Genomic DNA, 19,790 nt, shown 5'->3' on the forward strand with positions numbered 1-19,790 from the left:
GTCCGTAAATTCTGTATCTTATGTACTTTTTAAGGAAAAAAGAGACATGGATTCATTAATAAGTATTAATTAGAAAGATTTTATCGTATCTTTGCTATTCATAACAAAAAAATGCTTTAGTTTTGCACTTTGATGGCTAAGGGACAATTGAAAGTGAATATATAAACATAGTAACATTTTAAACTTACATCAAATTATGAACAAAAAGTTTTTATTGTCATTCTTTGTAATGGCAGCAATTTTAACCCTTTCTTCTTGTTCAAACAAGTTGAAACCGCTAGCTGAAGAGTACATCAAAGCTGAGCCGCAGCCGCTTGAGGCTATCGGAGGCAAAGTACCCGTGACTATCAACGCGACTTTCCCTGCAAAATGGTTCAACAAAAAAGCTACAGTAACAGTAACTCCGGTTCTTCGTTATGCCGGTGGTGAAGCATGGGGAACATCTTACACTTATCAGGGTGAGAAAGTAAAAGGTAACAATCAGGTTATCCCGCAGAAAGAAGGTGCTAACGTAACCATGAAATCTGCTTTCACTTACAAACCTGAAATGAAAAAATCAGAATTGTATCTGACTTTCGATGCAAAAATCAAAAACAAAACAGTTAAATTACCGGACGTAAAGATCGGTGAAGGAGTAATCGCAACTTCTGAACTGGCTGACGCTGCTACTGCAACTGCTGCTATCGCTGCTGACAAATTCCAGCGTATCATCAAAGAAGCTCACGATGCTAACATCATGTTCTTGATCCAGCAGGCTGAACTTCGTTCAAAAGAACTGAACTCTACAGCTATCAAAGATTGGAAAGACCTGGTAAAAAATGCTGACGAAGCTCCTAACCAGAATGTAGCAATCGAAATCTCTGCTTATGCTTCTCCTGATGGTGGTGTTAAACTGAACACAGGTTTGGCTGAAAGACGTGAAGGTAATACTTCTAAATATCTGGCTAAAGAATTGAAGAAAATGAAGGTGGATGCTCCGGTTGATGCACGTTACACTGCTCAGGACTGGGAAGGCTTCAAAGAATTGGTATCTGCTTCTAACCTGCAGGATAAAGACCTCGTATTAAGAGTTATCTCTATGTACCAGGATCCTGAAACAAGAGAAAAAGAAATCAAAAATATCTCTGCTGTATATTCTGATTTGGCAGAAACTATCTTACCTCAGTTGCGTCGTTCTCGTTTGACTGCTAATATCGAAATCATCGGTAAGTCTGACGACGAAATCAGCGCATTGGCTAAGAGCAATCCTTCTGAACTGAACATTGAAGAAATTCTGTATGCTGCTACTCTGACTAACAACGATGCTGAAAAGATGGCTATCTATACAAAAGCTTCTGAACTATATCCTAACTGCTACCGCACTTGGAACAACATCGGTATGATGGCATTCAAGGCTGGCGACTTGGCAAAGGCTGAACAGATGTTCAACAAATCTAACTCTGTTAAAGCTAACAACGAAGCTAACATGAACTTAGGTCTTATCGCTCTGACTAAGGGTGACCAGGCTAAAGCTCAGCAATTGTTCGGTAACGCTGCAGGTGTAGCTGAATTAGGCGAAGCTCTGGGTGTTCTTTATCTGGAACAAGGCGAATATGCTAAGGCTGTTAACTCTTTCGGTTCTGTTAAGACAAACAACGCTGCTTTGGCTCAGTTGTTAGTAAAAGATTACAGCAAAGCTTCTCAGACTCTGAATGCTGTTGCTAATCCTGACGCAACCACTTCTTACTTGAAAGCTGTTGTAGCTGCTCGTACAAACGACGCTAACGGCGTTGTAAGCAACTTGAAAGCTGCTATCGCAAAAGACAAAGCTCTGGCTAAAGAAGCTGCTATCGACCTGGAATTTGCTAAATATGCAACTAACAGCGAATTCGCTAACTTGGTTAAGTAATTAGTATATTACACAATCCTATATAAAAGGCTGTCTCCTTCCGGAGATGGCCTTTTTTATTGCCTTACTGCCAACAAGAAAAAAAACTCGCCGGATATTTTATTATTAATCAGAAAGTTGTATCTTGCACTAACTAATCTGAGGCATTATGAAGCGACTTGTTATTTTTCTGATTATCTGCATCGGAAACCTGCCAGGATTCAATGGGACGGCACAGGAAGCCCCGGTCGACAGTTCACAGTTTCTGTTACGAAGCTTTGAAAACGGGTATGTGTATTATAAGGACGGACGAACATTCACCGTCCCCCTGAACTACAGTTTGCTGATCAAGAAATTCCTGTTTATCGACCAACATGACGATAATGCAATCAAAGAGTTCTCGGAACCTGAAATGGTAGCCACCATCAAGATCGGAGAAAGGACATTCCTTCCTACCAAAGACGGTGCAACGGAAGTGCTTCAGAAAGATCCTCCTATCTTCGTTCAATACAGAGGCTCGTTAAAATGGGAAGGTAAACGGGTTGGCTACGGAGGCCGCTCGGAAACATCGGCAGTCGAAACTTATTCGACATTCCAGTCCGGAAGCACTACACATAAACTGGAAACAGAAAAGCTGATCCTAACCCGCATCGACAAGATTTTCCGGATAGAGCGCAAAGGAAAACAATACCGTTTCATTAATGAAAAACAATTCCTCAAAGCATTCCCGGATCAAAAAGAGAAACTGAAGAAATATGCGGATGACAACAAGATAGACTTTAACGATATCGAAAACGTCCTGCAAATCTATAATTACGCATCGACATTATAAAATAAAAGCCGGATACACATCAACAGTGCATCCGGCTTTACTCATATTATATATGTACTATTATCTACCCTGACGTTTACGTTCTGTTTCATCCAAAATGATCTTACGCATACGCATATAATTCGGAGTGATCTCCACATATTCGTCTGCCTTGATATATTCCAGCGCATCTTCCAGGCTGAATACCAAAGGAGGAGCCAATGATACTTTATCATCAGAACCCGAAGCACGCATATTGGTCAGCTTCTTCGACTTCGTAACATTCACAACCAGGTCACCTTCTTTTGTATGCTCACCTACGACCTGCCCGGCATAAACTTCTTCCTGCGGAGAGATGAAGAAACGTCCGCGTGACTGCAGGTTATTCAAGGCATAAGCAAACGCTGTGCCTGTTTCCATGGCAATGATAGAACCATTGTTACGACGTTCGATATCACCCTTCCAAGGCTGATATTCCAGGAAACGATGTGCCATGATTGCTTCACCGGCAGAAGCGGTCAGAACAGCATTGTTCAAACCGATGATACCACGTGAAGGAATATTAAATTCAAGATGCATACGGTCGTTCTTACTTTCCATCATCGTCATTTCCCCCTTACGCTTGGTCACCATATCAATGATACGGCTGGAAGATTCTTCCGGGAGATTGATAGTCAGCTGTTCAACCGGCTCACATTTTACGCCGTCTATCTCTTTGATGATAACCTGAGGCTGTCCTACCTGCAATTCGTAACCTTCACGACGCATTGTTTCGATCAATACGGACAAATGAAGTACGCCACGACCATATACCAGCCATGAATCGGCAGAGTCTGTCGGGACCACACGCAAGGCAAGGTTCTTGTCCAACTCTTTCTGCAAACGTTCGAAGATATGACGTGATGTCACGAACTTACCGTCTTTACCGAAGAACGGAGAGTTATTGATCGTGAAGAGCATAGACATGGTAGGCTCATCAATAGCGATCGTAGGCAGCGGTTCCGGTTCATTAACATCGGCAATCGTTTCACCGATCTCAAAACCTTCGATTCCGATCAAAGCACAGATATCACCTGATTGAACAGAAGATACTTTTGTACGGCCTAAACCTTCAAAGACATCGACTTCCTTAATCTTGGATTTGACCATCGATCCGTCACGCTTGCACAGCATAACGTCCTGTCCTTCTTTCAGCTCACCCCGGTGAACACGTCCGACAGCGATACGTCCGACATATTTAGAATAATCCAGTGATGTGATCAACATCTGAGGAGTTCCTTCCAGCACTTTCGGTTCCGGAATATATTCAATGATGGCATCCAGCAATGCCAGAATATCCTCTTTCGGCTCTTTCCAGTCGGTCGACATCCATCCCTGCTTGGCAGAACCATAGATTGTCGGGAAGTCCAACTGTTCTTCCGTAGCATCCAGGCTGAACATCAATTCGAAAACCATTTCCTGCACTTCCGACGGACGACAGTTCGGTTTGTCTACCTTATTGATAACCACAATCGGTTTCAGTCCCAGCTGAATTGCTTTTTGTAATACGAAGCGGGTCTGAGGCATCGGTCCTTCAAACGCGTCGACCAGCAGCAAGCAACCATCGGCCATGTTCAATACACGCTCTACTTCACCTCCGAAGTCAGCGTGACCCGGAGTATCAATAATATTGATTTTGTAATCTTTATAATTAATAGAGACATTCTTGGCCAAAATCGTAATTCCTCGTTCACGTTCCAAATCATTGTTGTCCATGAACTGATCCGGTTCTGCCTGTCCTTCACGGAAAAGCTTACCGGCTAATAACATCTTATCCACAAGCGTCGTTTTGCCGTGGTCTACGTGCGCGATAATCGCGATGTTTCTGAGTTTTTGCATCGAAGACTAATTTATTGGCTGCAAAAATACGACATTTTTACGATATATATATGTCATTCATGTCTCAAAATACAAAAAATAAGATGAAAAGTATTGTATATCTCAAAGGAATGCCTACCTTTGCATCCGCTTAGATAATATAGTATCAATTTATTAAAGTAAAAAGAATCATGTTTTTAGATTCAGAAAAGAAAAAAGAAATTTTCGAAAAGTATGGTAAATCTGCTACTGACACAGGTTCGGCAGAAAGCCAGATCGCTTTGTTCACAGTTCGTATCGCACACTTGACAGAGCACCTGAAAAGTAATCACAAAGATTACAGTACAGAAAGAGCATTGAAGATGTTGGTTGGTAAACGTCGTCGTTTATTGGACTATCTGATCAAAGTTGATATCGAAAGATATCGTGCTATCATCAAAGAGCTTGGTATCAGAAAATAAGAAACTACTTCTCCGGAAGTTACAAAAGGGCAACTCAAACAAGGGTTGCCCTTTTTTTCTTTCAGCAAATTACATGGTAAAATAAAATATTAATGTAAATTTGCGGCGTTTAGTTACAAATTAAAAGAGAATCTAAAATAAACATACTTATGGGAAACAACAAAATCATCGGAGCCAAAATTAAAAGTATCCGTGAATCAAAACAAATTTCCGTTGAAGAAGTAGCCGAACGTTCCGGCCTGGGTATCGAACAGATCGAACGCATAGAAAGTAATGTAGACTTTCCGTCACTGGCACCACTTATCAAAATAGCACGGGTACTCGGTGTCCGTCTGGGAACATTCCTCGACGACCAGTCAGAACTGGGTCCGGTCATTTGCCGTAAGAAAGACAGCAACGACTCCAACAGCATCGGCTTTACCAACAACTCGATGGAAAACCGCAAGCATATGGAATATCACTCTCTGTCACAGGATAAGTCCGGACGACATATGGAACCGTTCCTGATTGATGTTTCTCCATCAGAAGAAGGCGTTGATTTCGTTCTTTCCACACACGAAGGCGAAGAATTTATTTATGTATTGGCGGGCGTGGTTGAAATAAACTACGGGAAGAATACCTATTTACTGGAAGAAGGCGACAGCATCTATTATGATTCTATCGTTGCACACCATGTTCATGCTGCAGCCGACAGCACTGCTAAAATACTTGGAGTTGTTTATACCCCGTACTAATTGACCGAAGGATATGGAAATACAATTACAGGATAAGACTTTAGGTCAATGGCTGGAACATTGGGCCACTACTACGCCGGACAAGGAATACGTGGTTTATTCCGATCGCGACCTGCGTTTCACATGGAAAGAGTTTAACGAACGCGTAGACCGGATGGCAAAAGGTATGTTGTCCATCGGAATCGAACATGGTACACACGTAGGTATCTGGGCGACCAATGTGCCCGACTGGCTGACATTCCTTTATGCAGCCGCCAAGATCGGCGCCGTTGCCGTTACGGTAAATACAAACTATAAGCAGAACGAACTGGAATTTCTCGTTGAGAATGCCGACATACATACAATGTGTATCACCGACGGCGTATTCGACGGAAGTTATGTAGATATGATGTACTCCATGCTTCCCGAGCTAAGGGAGTCACAACGCGGATACCTGAAAAGCAAGCGTTTCCCGCGACTGAAGAATGTGGTTTATATCGGCCAGGAGAAATACCGCGGCATGTACAATACACCGGAATTATTGCTGCTGGGTGAAAATATCAGCGATGACAGACTGGAGGAAGCTAAAAAGCTCGTCAACTGCCATGATGTTGTCAACATGCAATACACCTCCGGTACGACCGGTTTCCCGAAAGGGGTCATGCTGACGCATTATAACATTGCCAACAACGGTTTGTTGACCGGCGAACATATGAAATTTACTGCCGACGACAAACTTTGTTGCTGCGTTCCCCTCTTCCACTGCTTCGGCGTGGTGTTGGCTTCCATGAACGTGCTGACACACGGCTGTACACAGGTGATGGTCGAGAAATTCGACCCGCTGGTTGTACTGGCTTCCATCCACAAAGAACGTTGCACGGCTCTTTACGGCGTACCGACCATGTTCATTGCCGAACTGAATCATCCGATGTTCCCGATGTTCGACCTTACCTCACTCCGCACCGGTATTATGGCGGGTTCACTTTGTCCGGTCGAACTGATGCGCCAGGTGGAAGAGAAAATGTATATGAAGGTAACCAGTGTATACGGCTTGACGGAAACATCTCCGGGCATGACCCACTCCCGTATCGACGATCCGGCAGAGGCACGGCATAACACGGTAGGACGTGACTTCGAATTTACGGAAGTCCGCGTTATCGACCCGGAAACCGGCGAAGAATGTCCTGTCGGCGTACAAGGGGAAATGTGTAACCGCGGTTACAACAACATGAAAGGTTATTACAACAACCCTGCCGCCACAGCCGAAGTAATCGATAAAGACGGTTTCCTTCACAGCGGCGACCTCGGTATAAAAGATGAAAACGGATATTACCGTATTACCGGCCGTATCAAGGATATGATTATCCGCGGTGGAGAAAACGTATATCCGCGCGAAATAGAAGAGTTCCTGTATCACCTGGAAGGTGTGAAAGACGTACAGGTAGCCGCCGTTCCGTCCAAGAAGTACGGAGAGGAAGTGGGCGCTTTCATCATCCTGCACGAGGGTGTAACAATGACAGAAGATATAGTAAAGGACTTTTGCCGCGGCAAGATCGCTCGCCATAAGATACCGAAATATATTTTCTTCATCGATACATTCCCGATGACAGGTAGCGGCAAGATCCAAAAATTCAAACTGAAAGACCTGAGTCTGAAGTTACTTGCCGAACAAGGTATTACGCCGGTATAAAAAACAGACATAGACCTATCAACCAACCGATTACAGTTTCCTCGTAATTCCGTGCTTAGGAAACTCCAGTTTCCTGCGCGGGGAACTGCAATTTCCTGCCGAGGGAACTAGCGTTTCCTGCCTTGGAAACTGTAGTTTCCTAAGCAGGAAATTTTGAAGACACCAGGGGATGATTATGTTTGTCCCCGGGAATTATCTGAACAACCTAATAATTTCTTATCTTTGCCACACATTCAAAATAAGTATTATTTATGTCACAATTATTTCCAACTAATCTGCCTTATAAAGTGGCGGATATGAGTTTGGCTGACTTTGGTCGCAAAGAGATCGAGATCGCCGAACACGAAATGCCGGGACTGATGGCTCTGCGCCAGAAATATGCCGATCAGAAACCTCTGAAAGGTGCCCGTATCACCGGCTCACTGCACATGACCATTCAGACTGCAGTGTTAATCGAAACATTAGTTGCGTTGGGAGCAGATGTACGCTGGGCAAGCTGTAACATCTTCTCTACACAGGACCATGCCGCAGCGGCTATCGCAGCCGATGGCGTTCCCGTTTTTGCCTGGAAAGGTGAAACGCTGGAGGAATACTGGTGGTGTACTGACATGGCACTCCGTTTTCCTGACGGAAAAGGTCCTCATATGATTGTTGACGATGGCGGAGATGCCTCTTTACTGGTTCACATGGGATACCGTGCCGAAGATAACGCCGAAACGATCAATCGTAAGGGCGGTAATCACGAGGAACAGGTCATTCTGGATACTTTACACCGTATCCTGGAAGAAGATAACCAGCGCTGGCATCGTACAATCGCCGAGATGAAAGGTGTTTCGGAAGAGACAACTACCGGCGTACACCGCCTGTATCAGATGATGGAAAAAGGTGAACTGCTGGTTCCGGCCATCAACGTAAACGACTCGGTAACGAAATCCAAATTCGATAACCTGTACGGCTGCCGCGAATCATTGGCTGACGGCATCAAACGTGCTACTGACGTAATGATAGCCGGTAAAGTCGTTGTCGTTGCCGGCTATGGCGATGTAGGTAAAGGTTGCGCCCATTCCATGCGTTCTTACGGAGCTCGTGTACTGGTGACGGAAATCGACCCGATCTGTGCTTTGCAGGCTGCAATGGAAGGCTTCGAAGTAACAACGATGGAAGATGCCGTAAAAGAAGGTAATATCTTCGTTACGACAACCGGTAACTGCGACATCATCACGATCGAGCACATGACACAGATGAAAGACCAGGCAATCGTTTGTAATATCGGTCATTTCGACAATGAAATACAAGTTGAAAAACTGGTGAACTACCCCAATATCCAGCACACCAACATCAAGCCGCAGGTCGACAAATATACTTTCCCGACCGGAAACTCTATCTTCCTGCTGGCAGAAGGCCGTCTGGTTAACTTAGGTTGTGCAACCGGCCACCCGTCATTCGTGATGAGCAACTCGTTCACCAATCAGGTACTGGCACAGATGGATTTGTGGCAGATGGCTTATGAAGTAGGTGTTTACCGCCTGCCGAAACGTCTGGACGAAGAAGTTGCCCGCCTGCATCTCGAACGGATTGGCGTGAAACTGTCTAAACTGAGTCCTAAACAGGCCGAGTATATCGGGGTTCCGGTAGAAGGTCCGTATAAGGCTGATCATTACAGATACTAATTCAATTGACAGTTGACAATTGACAGTTGACAATTATTCCGGCTTCCAGCCTATTGAATTTCAAATTTAAAACCTAATTGTTAATCATCAATTGTCAATTGTCAATTGTTAATTGTCAATTTTAATGGATACAGCAACATTATCACTTATTATACCCGTATATAACCGTCCGAACGAGGTTGATGAGTTACTGGATAGTCTTACCAAACAAACAAGGACAGACTTCGAGGTAATCATTGTCGAAGACGGTTCAAAGGATACCTGTAAACATATTACAGACAAGTATGCGGACAGACTGGCTGTATATTATTATTTTATCCCGAATGGTGGTCCGGGGAATGCCCGCAATCACGGTGCAACCAAAGCCAACAGCGATTACCTGATCGTTCTGGATTCCGATTGTATTCTGCCACCGGCTTATATCGAGGCTGTACATAAAGAACTTCAGAAAACCGGGGCCGATGCGTTCGGCGGTCCGGATAAAGCATCGGACAGCTTTACCGATGTGCAGAAAGCCATCAATTATTCGATGACCTCTTTCTTTACCACCGGAGGTATTCGCGGCGGAAAAAAGAAAATGGACAAGTTTTATCCCCGCAGTTTTAACATGGGGATCCGGAGAAGTGCTTATGAAGCATTAGAAGGCTTTTCTGCCATGCGCTTCGGAGAGGATATAGATTTTAGTATACGTCTTTACAAAAACGGTTATAAAGTATGCCTGTTCCCGTCTGCCTGGGTATTCCACAAGCGCCGGACAGACTGGAAGAAATTCTTCCGTCAGGTATATAATTCAGGTATTGCACGTATCTCTTTATTCAAGAAGTATCCGGATTCTTTGAAGATAGTACATCTACTACCTGCTGTTTTCACGTTGGGAACATTGTTTTTTCTTATCGGAGCGTTTTTCTGCAAATGGAGTTTATTGCCTCTGTTGATCTATTGCGTGCTGATATTCCTGGATTCATCTTACCAGAATAAAAACTGCAAGATAGGATTCTTATCTATCATAGCCTCTTTTGTACAGCTCATCGGTTACGGCAGTGGCTTCCTGGCAGCTGTATGGAATCTGTTGATATTGAAAAAAGAGAAATACTCAGCATTCCAAAAGAACTTTTATAAATAAAAAAAGCCGGGATTCACTTCAATTTGAATCCCGGCTTTTTTATGATTTAGCTTTTTTCTTCTATTCCTTGGTCTTACTTTCTTTCCTGTATGTCCAATACGACCATCCTATAGCAGCCAACAGCAATAACAGGATCAGGAATGAGCTATAAGCCGATACATTGGCTGCCAAAACATATGTGTCCGGATAAAATTCGAAAACAACCGTATGTTCACCTGCCGGAACTACCATTCCGCGCAAGATCCAATCGACCCGGAAATGCGGAACTTCTTTTCCATCCACATAAGCTTTCCAACCCGGTTGGTAATAGACTTCGGAAAATACAGCCAACTGATCGGAAGCGGCTTTCGTTTTATAGGTCAAACGGCTCGGACGATATTTTTCCAATACAATCGAAGCTGTCGAATCTTTTTGAGGAGTAAAACCTTCCAGATCTTTCGCAAAACGTTTATCCACAACAGCCGTTTCCAACGGATTGATCGTATTCAACGCATCTATCTCAGCATCCGCATTCTCCACAATTTCCACCTTATCCACAAACCAGGCATTGCCAAAAGCATACGGGTTACGGATCGGAGCCTGATCCGGATTATAGATGATATAGCGGGTATTCAGCATATTCAGAGATGGAGAAGCTGCTAACACAGCATAAATATCATCTACCGACTGGGCTTTTTGTAAAGCACCAACTATATTCCTGTATTCAGGATCTAAACGATGATCGATCAGTTCCTGATATCTACGTAGTTTAACGGCATGATATCCTCCGATAGAATGATGGAAGTAAGAGACATTGGTATCCTGCCACGGATTATTCAAACCGAACACGCGGAAGGACTCATCCGTATCCTTCAATATCTCCTTATCCGCAACTGTCTCCTTATAGGTCTCCTGCGGTTTATCCTTGACATAATTACTATCATTCAGATAACGATGGTCTACAGTCCATAAATCGACCAGTATCAGTACCGCAATGCCTGCACTCACAAACATGCCTGTTGTTTTCTTGTTCCCGGATTTCCAGAACCAAACAAGGAGTGCAGCCCCTAAGAGGATAAAGATCAACGAGCGCAATGCATCGGCTGAAGCCAAAGATGCGCGGTCCATCAACAGAGCTGTGTAATACCATTCCGGTACCTGATTCTGAAACTGTGCATCATAAGCAGACTGGAAGTTCAGTAATAGCGTCGGCATTAACCAAAGTATCAAACAGAGACCTCCGGTCAGTCCCAAAGACCAAAAGAAACCTTTTTTCAAACGGGCTTCTTCCACCTTTTCCGCCAAAATTTCCTTTAATCCCCAGATACCTATAATCGGGAATACCAGACCAGGAATTACCAGCGCCATCTCTACCGTACGGAATTTATTGTATAATGGCAGATAATGGAACATGAAATCATTGAATGCATCGAAATTACGTCCCAGTGCCAGGAATGTCAGAAAGACAGATCCGCCCAGTAACCACCATTTCATCGGATTCTTAATCACAAACATACCCAGTACAAACAGGAAGCAAACCAATGCTCCAAAGTAAACCGGCCCTGAAGTGAAAGGTTTATCGCCCCAGTATGTATAAGTCTGTACTTCTTTTCCTACTTGTGCCCCATTCTTCTTCAGTTCTTTATACAATTCGGATGAACTGTCCAAAGTTCCTCCCGAACCACCTCCGTATACATCCGGAACCATTACTGTCAACAATTCTTTCCAGCCATAACTCCACTGGAAAGCATAATCTTTATCCAGACCGGAAGAGACCTTCTCTACGTTTCCGCTTTCATCAGCCTTAGGTGTCAACTCGGTAGCGCCACGGATGGAATGTTCTCCCAAATCCCAGTTGGCATACATATGTTTGGCATTGGGTAAAACAGACAGAATCACACAGCCCGCCATGATCAGAGATGTCTTCATCCATTCTCCATAAGCTTTCTCTCTGATCTTCATTACCGTATATCCTATATAAATAAACAGGCAGAGTAATACCAGGTAATAAGTGATCTGCACATGCCCGTTTGATAATGAGAACGCAACTCCCAGCAGGAACAACACCGCTCCCCATAGCCATTTGCGCTTAAACAACAAGAACATACCTGCCAGCGTAATCGGCATATAGGCTATTACATAAGCCTTGACAATATGTCCGGCCTCAATAATAATGATATTATAAGAGGCAAAAGCAAAGGCTATAGCCCCGGCAATCGCCAACCACCAGTTTACCCCCATCACGCACATCAGCAGGTAAAAACAGACCAGTCCTGTAAAGACCATAGCGGCATGAAAATAACCGGGCATTTTTAACAAGTTATCTACTACGGAGTAAGACGGTAACTCCAGAGCCGGATTACCATATCCCGGTCCGTAAGGCATCCCGGAAAACATCGCATCAGACCAAATACTAAACTCACCTGGCTCAGCTGTCTTCGCATATTTTTCGACCTGACTACCACCCTGCCCGGCAGCTTTTATATTATCTCCTTGCCGTATAACTTTCCCTTCAAACACAGCGGGAGAGAAATAGGCCATTACTAACCCCAGAAACAGGACAAGGGCTGCTACATGCTTTCCTACATTTTTAATTAAACTATGCATATATAACTATTCTATGATTATCTTTTAAACTTTCTTTCCCAGGCATTTCGCCGTATAAAACCGTATGGCGAACCATACATGTAACAAGGAGGTCGATACAGTTCCATAATACTTACACATGATCTCGTATCTTTCTTTTAAAGAGGCTTTATGTTGAGTTGTACTAACTCCTCCCTCCAGAAAGTTAGAGAGTGTCATACGCGTATTATATATCTTATTTGCCTGCTTCATACAACGGATACACCAGTCAAAATCAGCAGAATAACGATATGTTAAATCATATAACGGAACAATAGTGCGTTTTGTTATAAACGACTGGTGACAAACTAACATCCCCATCCGGAAACTTTTCCATGACAATTTATCCGGAGCCTTCAATCTACGTCTTCCCAAAGAATTTCCATTCTCATCAATGATTGAGGTTTCACCATAAATAATATCCGGCAAAACTTTTTTCTTTTGGATTAATGACGCTACCCGCTGAACCGTATCCGATGTATATAAGGAATCACCGGCATTAATAAACCATACATAATCACCGGTTACTTTTTGGAGTCCTTTGTTCATCGCATCATAGATTCCTTTATCCGGTTCACTTACCCAGTAAGAAATACCGGAAGCATACCGCTCGATAATATCGACCGTTCCATCAGTCGAGCCTCCATCTATGATGATATATTCAATATTGGAATAAGACTGGCTCAGAATATTCAAAATAGTCTGTTCCAACCAACGGGAGGCGTTGTAAGTGATTGTTATAATTGAAAAAACAGGGTTGTGCATTCTTTATTTCAATTTTGCTTTTATAAAGTTCACAAATAGCTGAGGATTATGAATGGCCTTTTTTACTCCTCTAAGCCTGGCTTTCACTATTTCTTTCGATAGCATCCACTTTAATGTATACAGAAATCCGGAACGATGCACTTTGTTTTTATCCAAGACGTATTTGAATATGGAATATTTAGCTCTTCCCTGAAGATGTAAACAATAGAAACGGATCAGAGAAGGATCTCCTTTCAATCTCCCGTATGGAAGATTATCGACCCAATACACTTTCTTCTTTCCATTTTCATACTCAAATCCCAGATCCCATGTAATACATCCATCAAAACATACGCCATTTTCCGGAATTGCAATATCCGCCACGTTACAATCCTCATCATCCTGAAACCAGGTAAAAGCTGTCATATCACAAACACCACCTAATTGCTTATTGTCAATAAACCCCTGATACATGGTTTTCATTCTGCTTATAAGAGATTCTTTCGTATACATAGACATCATATATTCGCAAAATCTCGTAATAGATGATATATTAAACAGGGAACAGCCAGGTCCATATCTATTACAGATTGTAAAATCATAGGACTTATATTTTGATAAAACGGTATCTATATTACAATATAATAATACGTCCGAGTCCATACAGAAAAAATAGTCTAAGCCCTGAGCTTTTGCAAAATCCCAAGCATAGAACCATCGTTGAAAACAGATAAGCTCAAACTCATAAGGATTAGATGACATATGATCATAAACAGCTTCAAAAGACTTTGCCCCAGCCGAATAATCTTCCAGATTATAATGTTCTACAAAATCAAATTTACCTTTAGTAGAAGCATCACTAAGCAAACAAATCCGAGTATCCGGATTAAATAAACGGATATGCTCTAAAACTGGTTTTAAATAAAATGTATTTCCCTTATGTACTAATATAACCGGAATCTTATTATCCATAATTTTCTATTTTCATACACACTTATAATAAATATCGCATGTTGAATCAACCATCCTTTTTATTGAATACTCTTCAACCTTCATTTCCCCTCTATTTCGCAACGTATCAGCATATTCTTCATCGTTTATAACTTTGGATACAGCATCCAAGATAGAATCACTATCATACGGATCAAAATAGCAAGCAGCTTCCCCTGCCACTTCAGGAAAACAACTAGCATCACTTAAACAAACAGGACATTTGTTTTTAAAAGCTTCCAAAATAGGTATTCCAAAACCTTCATACAAAGATGGATATACAAACAACAATGCATATTTATACAATGAAGCCAATTGTCTGTCATTTACAGATAACTGGATTAATTGATTTTGTATTTTCTCTTCCGAGAATAACAGTAATTCCTCCTTACTAAACGGCATTCCGGTACAAACAATTTTCAGTTCTCTGTTTTGCGCAAGTAAAGGAGCTACGGATTTTATGAAAAAATTGAAGTTCTTATAATTCTTCCTATCGCCAACATATAGAATATAAGAATCAAAAAGGCGATCCACCGGGGTCGCAAAAGATTCATAACCATGATGAACGACTGATATCTTGTCGGGATTTATGTCGAACAAGTCTACTATATCATTTTTAGTACATTGACTAACAGCAATAACATGCTCTGCCTTATTGATCAAGTTCTTTTTATATTCAGTAGTTTTATCATAGGGAGAGAACAAATCATGAAATTTCTCATGAATCATATCATGCACCGTTAATACGAAAGGCTTCTTGATAGATTTTAAGAAATAAGTAGAATAGTATGACGGATGAAACAGATCAAACTCACCTTTCTTTATATGTTTGCAGGATACTCTATCATTAAAAAAATAATATACACGTCTCTTTATACGAAAGGAAGATATCAACGAAATCTGCTTAAGTTCCAACCCCATCATCTCTTTCAAATAATGATTCTCAGAATAGACAATAGGTAATTCATATTCCATATTCTGCGGCAGATTTTGCATTAGATTACAAAAATAGCGAGTTACACCTCCATATTTTTGCATGGAAAACATTTGATGGTCATATAATATCTTCATAATATACTTGAAGTTAAAAACGTTTTAAAAGTATTCTTTTCATTCTTAACAACATATCATCTACTATATTTACAGGATACATAACATAAGGAGTAATCTCCTTTTCAACTATCTCTTTAGAAGAGATGTCAATATACTTATTGATATATGCTATTACAAATGGAAATATATTATATACGAATAATAATCTATTTCTTGACTCTTTTATAGAGGGTAACATTTCATTATAAATAGAATCTGCATTAGCTATTATTGCTCCAATTTCATCAATTGCTTCTTTCACATCCTGAATATCAATTAGTCTAACTGAATTCTCCGGAAAATATCGTTTAATATTTTTACATCCGTAATATATAGGAACCGTGTATGCTAAAAATGGATCTGCTATTTTCTCTGTCCAATAATCATTTATACATGAATTCTCAATACAAATTGAAAATTTGTATTGTAATAAAGCATCTGCTTTATCATCAACAATATTAATTCCTCTACCATAAAAGTCTACATCATCACCAAACTCAGACTGTATTCTTTTTAGAAATCTCAACCGTTCTTTATGTCCCGGAAGAAATGTTCGTGTAGAAGTAATAAATGATATTTTCTTCCTTTTTAAAGGAACATCCATTTGTTCAATCTCTTCATAAGAAAATGATGGACTTTTTTCACGAAAATTATAACCAAAATACCATGGTAAAGCTTGTTGATCTCTATGGTTATTCAAATGCTTTAGTTTATGAGCAGATATAACATGATCAAATAAAGTTAAAAAAGATCGAGAATAAACCTTTACAATTGGAGGTTCTCCTGATATGAAAAAAAATCCTCCTTTTCTACATTTTAAATGATAGTATTGATTTATATTTTCATAAACAATCACAGAATCCCAAACAATATCTTCTTGCGAATTGAAAAAAAATTCATATCCATCTGTTTTCCAGTTAGAAGATAATTGTTTCTTAAATATTTCTACATCTGTAGATATCAAATTAATCTTCATTTCTCTACATTTTTTAGCAATAAGATTTTATCTGAAATTCTCTTTAATTTCTTATATATATCATGAAGCCAAGTATATTTTAAATATTTAGCCAAAAATCCTCCATTTATCTCATCTTGAAAAGATCTGGATTTTTTTAATATATCATCATTATATCCTTTATAAGAAATAAACCGAACGGATGAATCTGATTGACCTAAATTAGGTTTTGCCCACCAAACGTTTTTATCTCCACAATGTTCTCCAGTACCATCAAATCCCCAGTTTTGAGTTTTAGATTTAACAGGAAAGACAGAACACATATTGTGCTGGAACATATGGTAGTAAACTCGTAGGTCTCCAGCCACAATTTCTTTTCGTGAATCAGCTTGTAAAATCCCTTTTATATAAAAACCAATAGAAAGAAACTCCTTAAACTTTTTTTTGTCCTTCTTCAGTTCTGAATAACGATCATAATAATCATGATTTACAGACTCCCATCGATCTTTCCATGTCGCAAATCCCCATGGAGAATTACAGGGATAGAAAAAAACGTCTTCTTTATAATCAGAGGGTAAATCGAACGGTGCTTTAAAACCACAAATTGCAAAAATGTTTTTTTGCTCTCTATAGTAAGCCAAACCATCATTTAAATATTGCAAAAAGTCATTAGAAACAACAATATCATCTTCCAGGAAGATAAAAGAATCATTCGTAGACAATACATCATCCAAAACTAAACCTATAGATTTCTGGGCTCCTAAATTCTTTTCCCTAAAAACAGGTCGTACTTCCTTAAAACCGTTTATTGAAGAAATATAATCACGTACTTTCCGTATTTTGTCAACATGCTCCTCTTTATATGCTGCATCTGAAACTACATACAATATAGACTCGATTGCCAATTTATTGGCTTTCAAAGACTCTACACACCTCCGTAAATGTTCCAATCGATCATAAACGGATACAATGATAGGTGCATACATCATTATTTCAACTTTGCTTCTAAAAGACTCTTAATTGAATAATAACTTTTCAATTCTGCAATTTCTTCTGGTTCCAAAGATATATCAAACTCTGATTCGATTGAAATTATTAAATTAAGATGATTCATTGAATCCCATTTAGCACATGTCTGTTGTGAAATTGTTGTATCAACTTGATCTAAACCAAAAGTTTGTTTTAGCACATTTAATATACGCTCTTCCATATTTACTTAAATTGTATTTTATAGAATGTTTTAATTTTTACACCATATTCTTTTAAATCTAAAGAATACGTTTTAAGAGACTCCTTATTATCAACGATTGTAAAGCCCATTTTTTCATAGAAATTAGCGACTTGAGCATTCTTCATTGTAGGAATATAGACAGCCTCTACAAATTCAATACCTTCTGATCGTAACTTTTGTAAAACAGATTGAACAAATACCTCTTCTATTCCTTTTCCTAAAATTCGGCAACTTAGTAACAAAGTATCAATTATCCAAGACTTTCCATTCGGCTTCAAAAACATTGTTCCAGTTATACCACTGTCACCAAATTTATCTTTTACTTTAATACAATAGATCTTCCATCCATCTTTCGCAAATGCTAACAAATCAGAATCATTATAACGCTTAGTCGTCAAATTAAACTGATTTGTCTTTTGAGTCATTTGAGCAATACGAGATAAATTATATTCATTAAGAGATTGAACCTCTACCTCTATATTCAGACTCCCCAGATATTCATCCAAATTCGTAAATTTACATAATTCTTTTTGTCTATTTGCATTCGCTTTGTACTGAGCAGCTTTTTGCTTATCCTCATCTGTTAATGTATAAATCCGGAAGTAATCATTTAATAATAATTTAAAAAAGCTTGGCAGATCATATGGTTTATCTGGAAAATCAGGAACAGCAACCATCGGTAATAACTGTCTTACTAATTCTCTTTCCGCAGGATTATCATCTATGAAAACAAAACTATCTAATCCTATATTTAACTCTGTAGCTATATCCTGAATATTATCTGCTTTATTCTTCCAGTTGATCCTATAAGTCGTTATATAATCATTTTTCAAGACTATATATGGATTCTTATTCCAAACATCCAATACATCCTGCTCATTATTTTTACTGCAGACAGTGAGAATGATACCTTTTCGAGTCAATTCTGCTAATGCTTCCTGGAAATATAAAAAAGCATTACCCGGATAATCCCCCCCAATCTTTATTCCACTTATACCATCTTCTCCCAAGATACCTCCCCAAAGCGTATTATCTAAATCCAAAACCAAACATTTTTTACGCTTCAATTGGATTTCATTAATTTTCTGAGTAAACCATTTTCGAAAAGATACAGCCAGTTTAGGATTTAATCCAATCTGAGAAATAAAATAATATTTCCAATCAACAACTTCTTCTAAAGAATAATTTCGTATAAATTCCGAAAAATCTATAAATTTCACATTTTGATGTTCTTTTGAAAAAGAATATATATTGGAATTGAATCTTTCTATTTCTTGAGTTAGTTCATAGTTTTCACTACTATATTTAAGAGGAAATAAATTCTCTAACGTAAAAACAATCAATTGTCTGTTCTCTGGTAATTGTTGATAGACAAGTCTTAATTTATCAAAATACTCAGATATTTCACCTACTAAAGAAGCTATATCCGATTTAAACGGAACTTGATAAAACCAAATATAGGAAGTAGCATCAGTCGGAATAAATGATATATCACCATAACCACTATATTCAAATTCGGATGCTCCGAAGAAGATTTCAATTGTATTATTTCGAAAAACAAAATATTCCATAGATAAAACTTATTCCTCCAGTAATTCTATTAATCCAACTTCTCTATTAAACAAAAAACAAACTTTCTTATTATTTATAGCACAAGCTTCTACAGGTTTTCCCAGCAGAATGAAATGTTTCTTTTTTAACAGAACTATCGCCTCTTCAATATTTCGAACTAAATAGCAAGAATGATAAGGAGTCACCCCAACTTTTTCCAAAGTTTTGACTACCGGAGACTTATCATCCACAGGAGCTAAAAGTTCCAACATAGGCATCCCTTCCTTTGACAAAAAACAAATCCGGATATTTTGGATCGGATCAACAATCGTTTCTGATTTTTTATATCCAGCTTCTACATAATACCTAGCCGTTGCATCAATGTCAAAAACAGCAATTCCTATGTGATGAAATTTAAAATCTGGTAACAT

At 39.7% G+C, this 19,790-nt stretch carries 17 protein-coding genes; 7 read left to right on the top strand and 10 right to left on the bottom strand.

Annotated elements, in window-relative coordinates:
* The first annotated feature begins 196 nt into the window (after positions 1-196).
* Positions 197-1,888: a hypothetical protein gene (locus tag DXD68_RS12105; protein WP_122361744.1), complete on the top strand. Its 1,692-nt coding sequence runs from the start codon at positions 197-199 to the stop codon at positions 1,886-1,888.
* A 148-nt stretch (positions 1,889-2,036) separates the two neighbouring features.
* The gene (locus DXD68_RS12110; protein ID WP_122361745.1) at positions 2,037-2,699 is read left to right on the top strand and encodes a hypothetical protein; all 663 of its coding nucleotides are present in this window, start codon (positions 2,037-2,039) and stop codon (positions 2,697-2,699) included.
* 60 nt (positions 2,700-2,759) lie between these two features.
* On the opposite strand, the gene typA is transcribed toward DXD68_RS12110, so the two are convergent.
* Positions 2,760-4,556: a translational GTPase TypA gene (gene typA, locus DXD68_RS12115; protein ID WP_122361746.1), complete on the bottom strand. Its 1,797-nt coding sequence runs from the start codon at positions 4,554-4,556 to the stop codon at positions 2,760-2,762.
* A 170-nt stretch (positions 4,557-4,726) separates the two neighbouring features.
* Between typA and rpsO the strand changes: the two genes are divergently transcribed.
* The 5 genes from rpsO (at position 4,727) to DXD68_RS12140 (ending at position 10,192) form a co-directional block, all read left to right on the top strand.
* On the top strand, positions 4,727-4,996 hold the full coding sequence (gene rpsO, locus DXD68_RS12120) for a 30S ribosomal protein S15 (protein WP_122361747.1): 270 nt from the start codon (positions 4,727-4,729) through the stop codon (positions 4,994-4,996).
* A 149-nt stretch (positions 4,997-5,145) separates the two neighbouring features.
* Positions 5,146-5,730 (top strand): helix-turn-helix domain-containing protein, encoded by a 585-nt coding sequence (locus DXD68_RS12125; protein WP_122361748.1) that lies wholly within the window; start codon positions 5,146-5,148, stop codon positions 5,728-5,730.
* Between the two features lie 13 nt (positions 5,731-5,743).
* Positions 5,744-7,399, top strand: coding sequence for an AMP-binding protein (locus tag DXD68_RS12130; RefSeq protein ID WP_122361749.1), 1,656 nt, complete (start codon positions 5,744-5,746; stop codon positions 7,397-7,399).
* A 251-nt stretch (positions 7,400-7,650) separates the two neighbouring features.
* A complete protein-coding gene (ahcY, locus tag DXD68_RS12135) occupies positions 7,651-9,069 on the top strand; it encodes an adenosylhomocysteinase (protein ID WP_122361750.1) in 1,419 nt (472 codons plus the stop codon).
* A gap of 124 nt (positions 9,070-9,193) precedes the next feature.
* Positions 9,194-10,192, top strand: coding sequence for a glycosyltransferase (locus DXD68_RS12140; protein WP_122361751.1), 999 nt, complete (start codon positions 9,194-9,196; stop codon positions 10,190-10,192).
* A gap of 60 nt (positions 10,193-10,252) precedes the next feature.
* On the opposite strand, the gene DXD68_RS12145 is transcribed toward DXD68_RS12140, so the two are convergent.
* From DXD68_RS12145 to DXD68_RS12185, 9 genes are read right to left on the bottom strand one after another with little or no spacing between them, the layout of a single operon-like run.
* A complete protein-coding gene (locus DXD68_RS12145) occupies positions 10,253-12,778 on the bottom strand; it encodes a YfhO family protein (protein WP_122361752.1) in 2,526 nt (841 codons plus the stop codon).
* Positions 12,779-12,802: 24 nt separating this feature from the next.
* Positions 12,803-13,561 carry a glycosyltransferase family 2 protein gene (locus DXD68_RS12150; protein WP_122361753.1) on the bottom strand — a complete coding sequence of 253 codons (759 nt, stop codon included), beginning with the start codon at positions 13,559-13,561 and terminating at the stop codon, positions 12,803-12,805.
* Positions 13,562-13,564: 3 nt separating this feature from the next.
* Positions 13,565-14,512, bottom strand: a complete 948-nt coding sequence (locus tag DXD68_RS12155) for a hypothetical protein (RefSeq protein WP_122361754.1) — start codon at positions 14,510-14,512, stop codon at positions 13,565-13,567.
* Between the two features lie 12 nt (positions 14,513-14,524).
* Positions 14,525-15,601, bottom strand: a complete 1,077-nt coding sequence (locus DXD68_RS12160; RefSeq protein WP_122361755.1) for a glycosyltransferase family 4 protein — start codon at positions 15,599-15,601, stop codon at positions 14,525-14,527.
* Between the two features lie 13 nt (positions 15,602-15,614).
* The gene (locus tag DXD68_RS12165; protein WP_122361756.1) at positions 15,615-16,598 is read right to left on the bottom strand and encodes a glycosyltransferase family 10 domain-containing protein; all 984 of its coding nucleotides are present in this window, start codon (positions 16,596-16,598) and stop codon (positions 15,615-15,617) included.
* Complete coding sequence (locus DXD68_RS12170; protein WP_122361757.1) at positions 16,595-17,566, bottom strand: glycosyltransferase family 2 protein; 972 nt, start codon at positions 17,564-17,566, stop codon at positions 16,595-16,597. The genes DXD68_RS12165 and DXD68_RS12170 overlap by 4 nt, the downstream gene beginning before the upstream one ends.
* On the bottom strand, positions 17,566-17,787 hold the full coding sequence (locus DXD68_RS12175) for an acyl carrier protein (RefSeq protein ID WP_122361758.1): 222 nt from the start codon (positions 17,785-17,787) through the stop codon (positions 17,566-17,568). Before DXD68_RS12175 ends, DXD68_RS12170 begins: the two co-directional genes overlap by 1 nt.
* Positions 17,788-17,789: 2 nt before the next feature.
* Positions 17,790-19,379: an HAD-IIIC family phosphatase gene (locus DXD68_RS12180; protein WP_122361759.1), complete on the bottom strand. Its 1,590-nt coding sequence runs from the start codon at positions 19,377-19,379 to the stop codon at positions 17,790-17,792.
* 9 nt (positions 19,380-19,388) lie between these two features.
* Positions 19,389-19,790, bottom strand: coding sequence for a VOC family protein (locus DXD68_RS12185; RefSeq protein WP_122361760.1), 402 nt, complete (start codon positions 19,788-19,790; stop codon positions 19,389-19,391).

The sequence above is a fragment of the Parabacteroides sp. TM07-1AC genome, from assembly GCF_003480915.1.
GTDB lineage: Bacteria > Bacteroidota > Bacteroidia > Bacteroidales > Tannerellaceae > Parabacteroides > Parabacteroides chongii.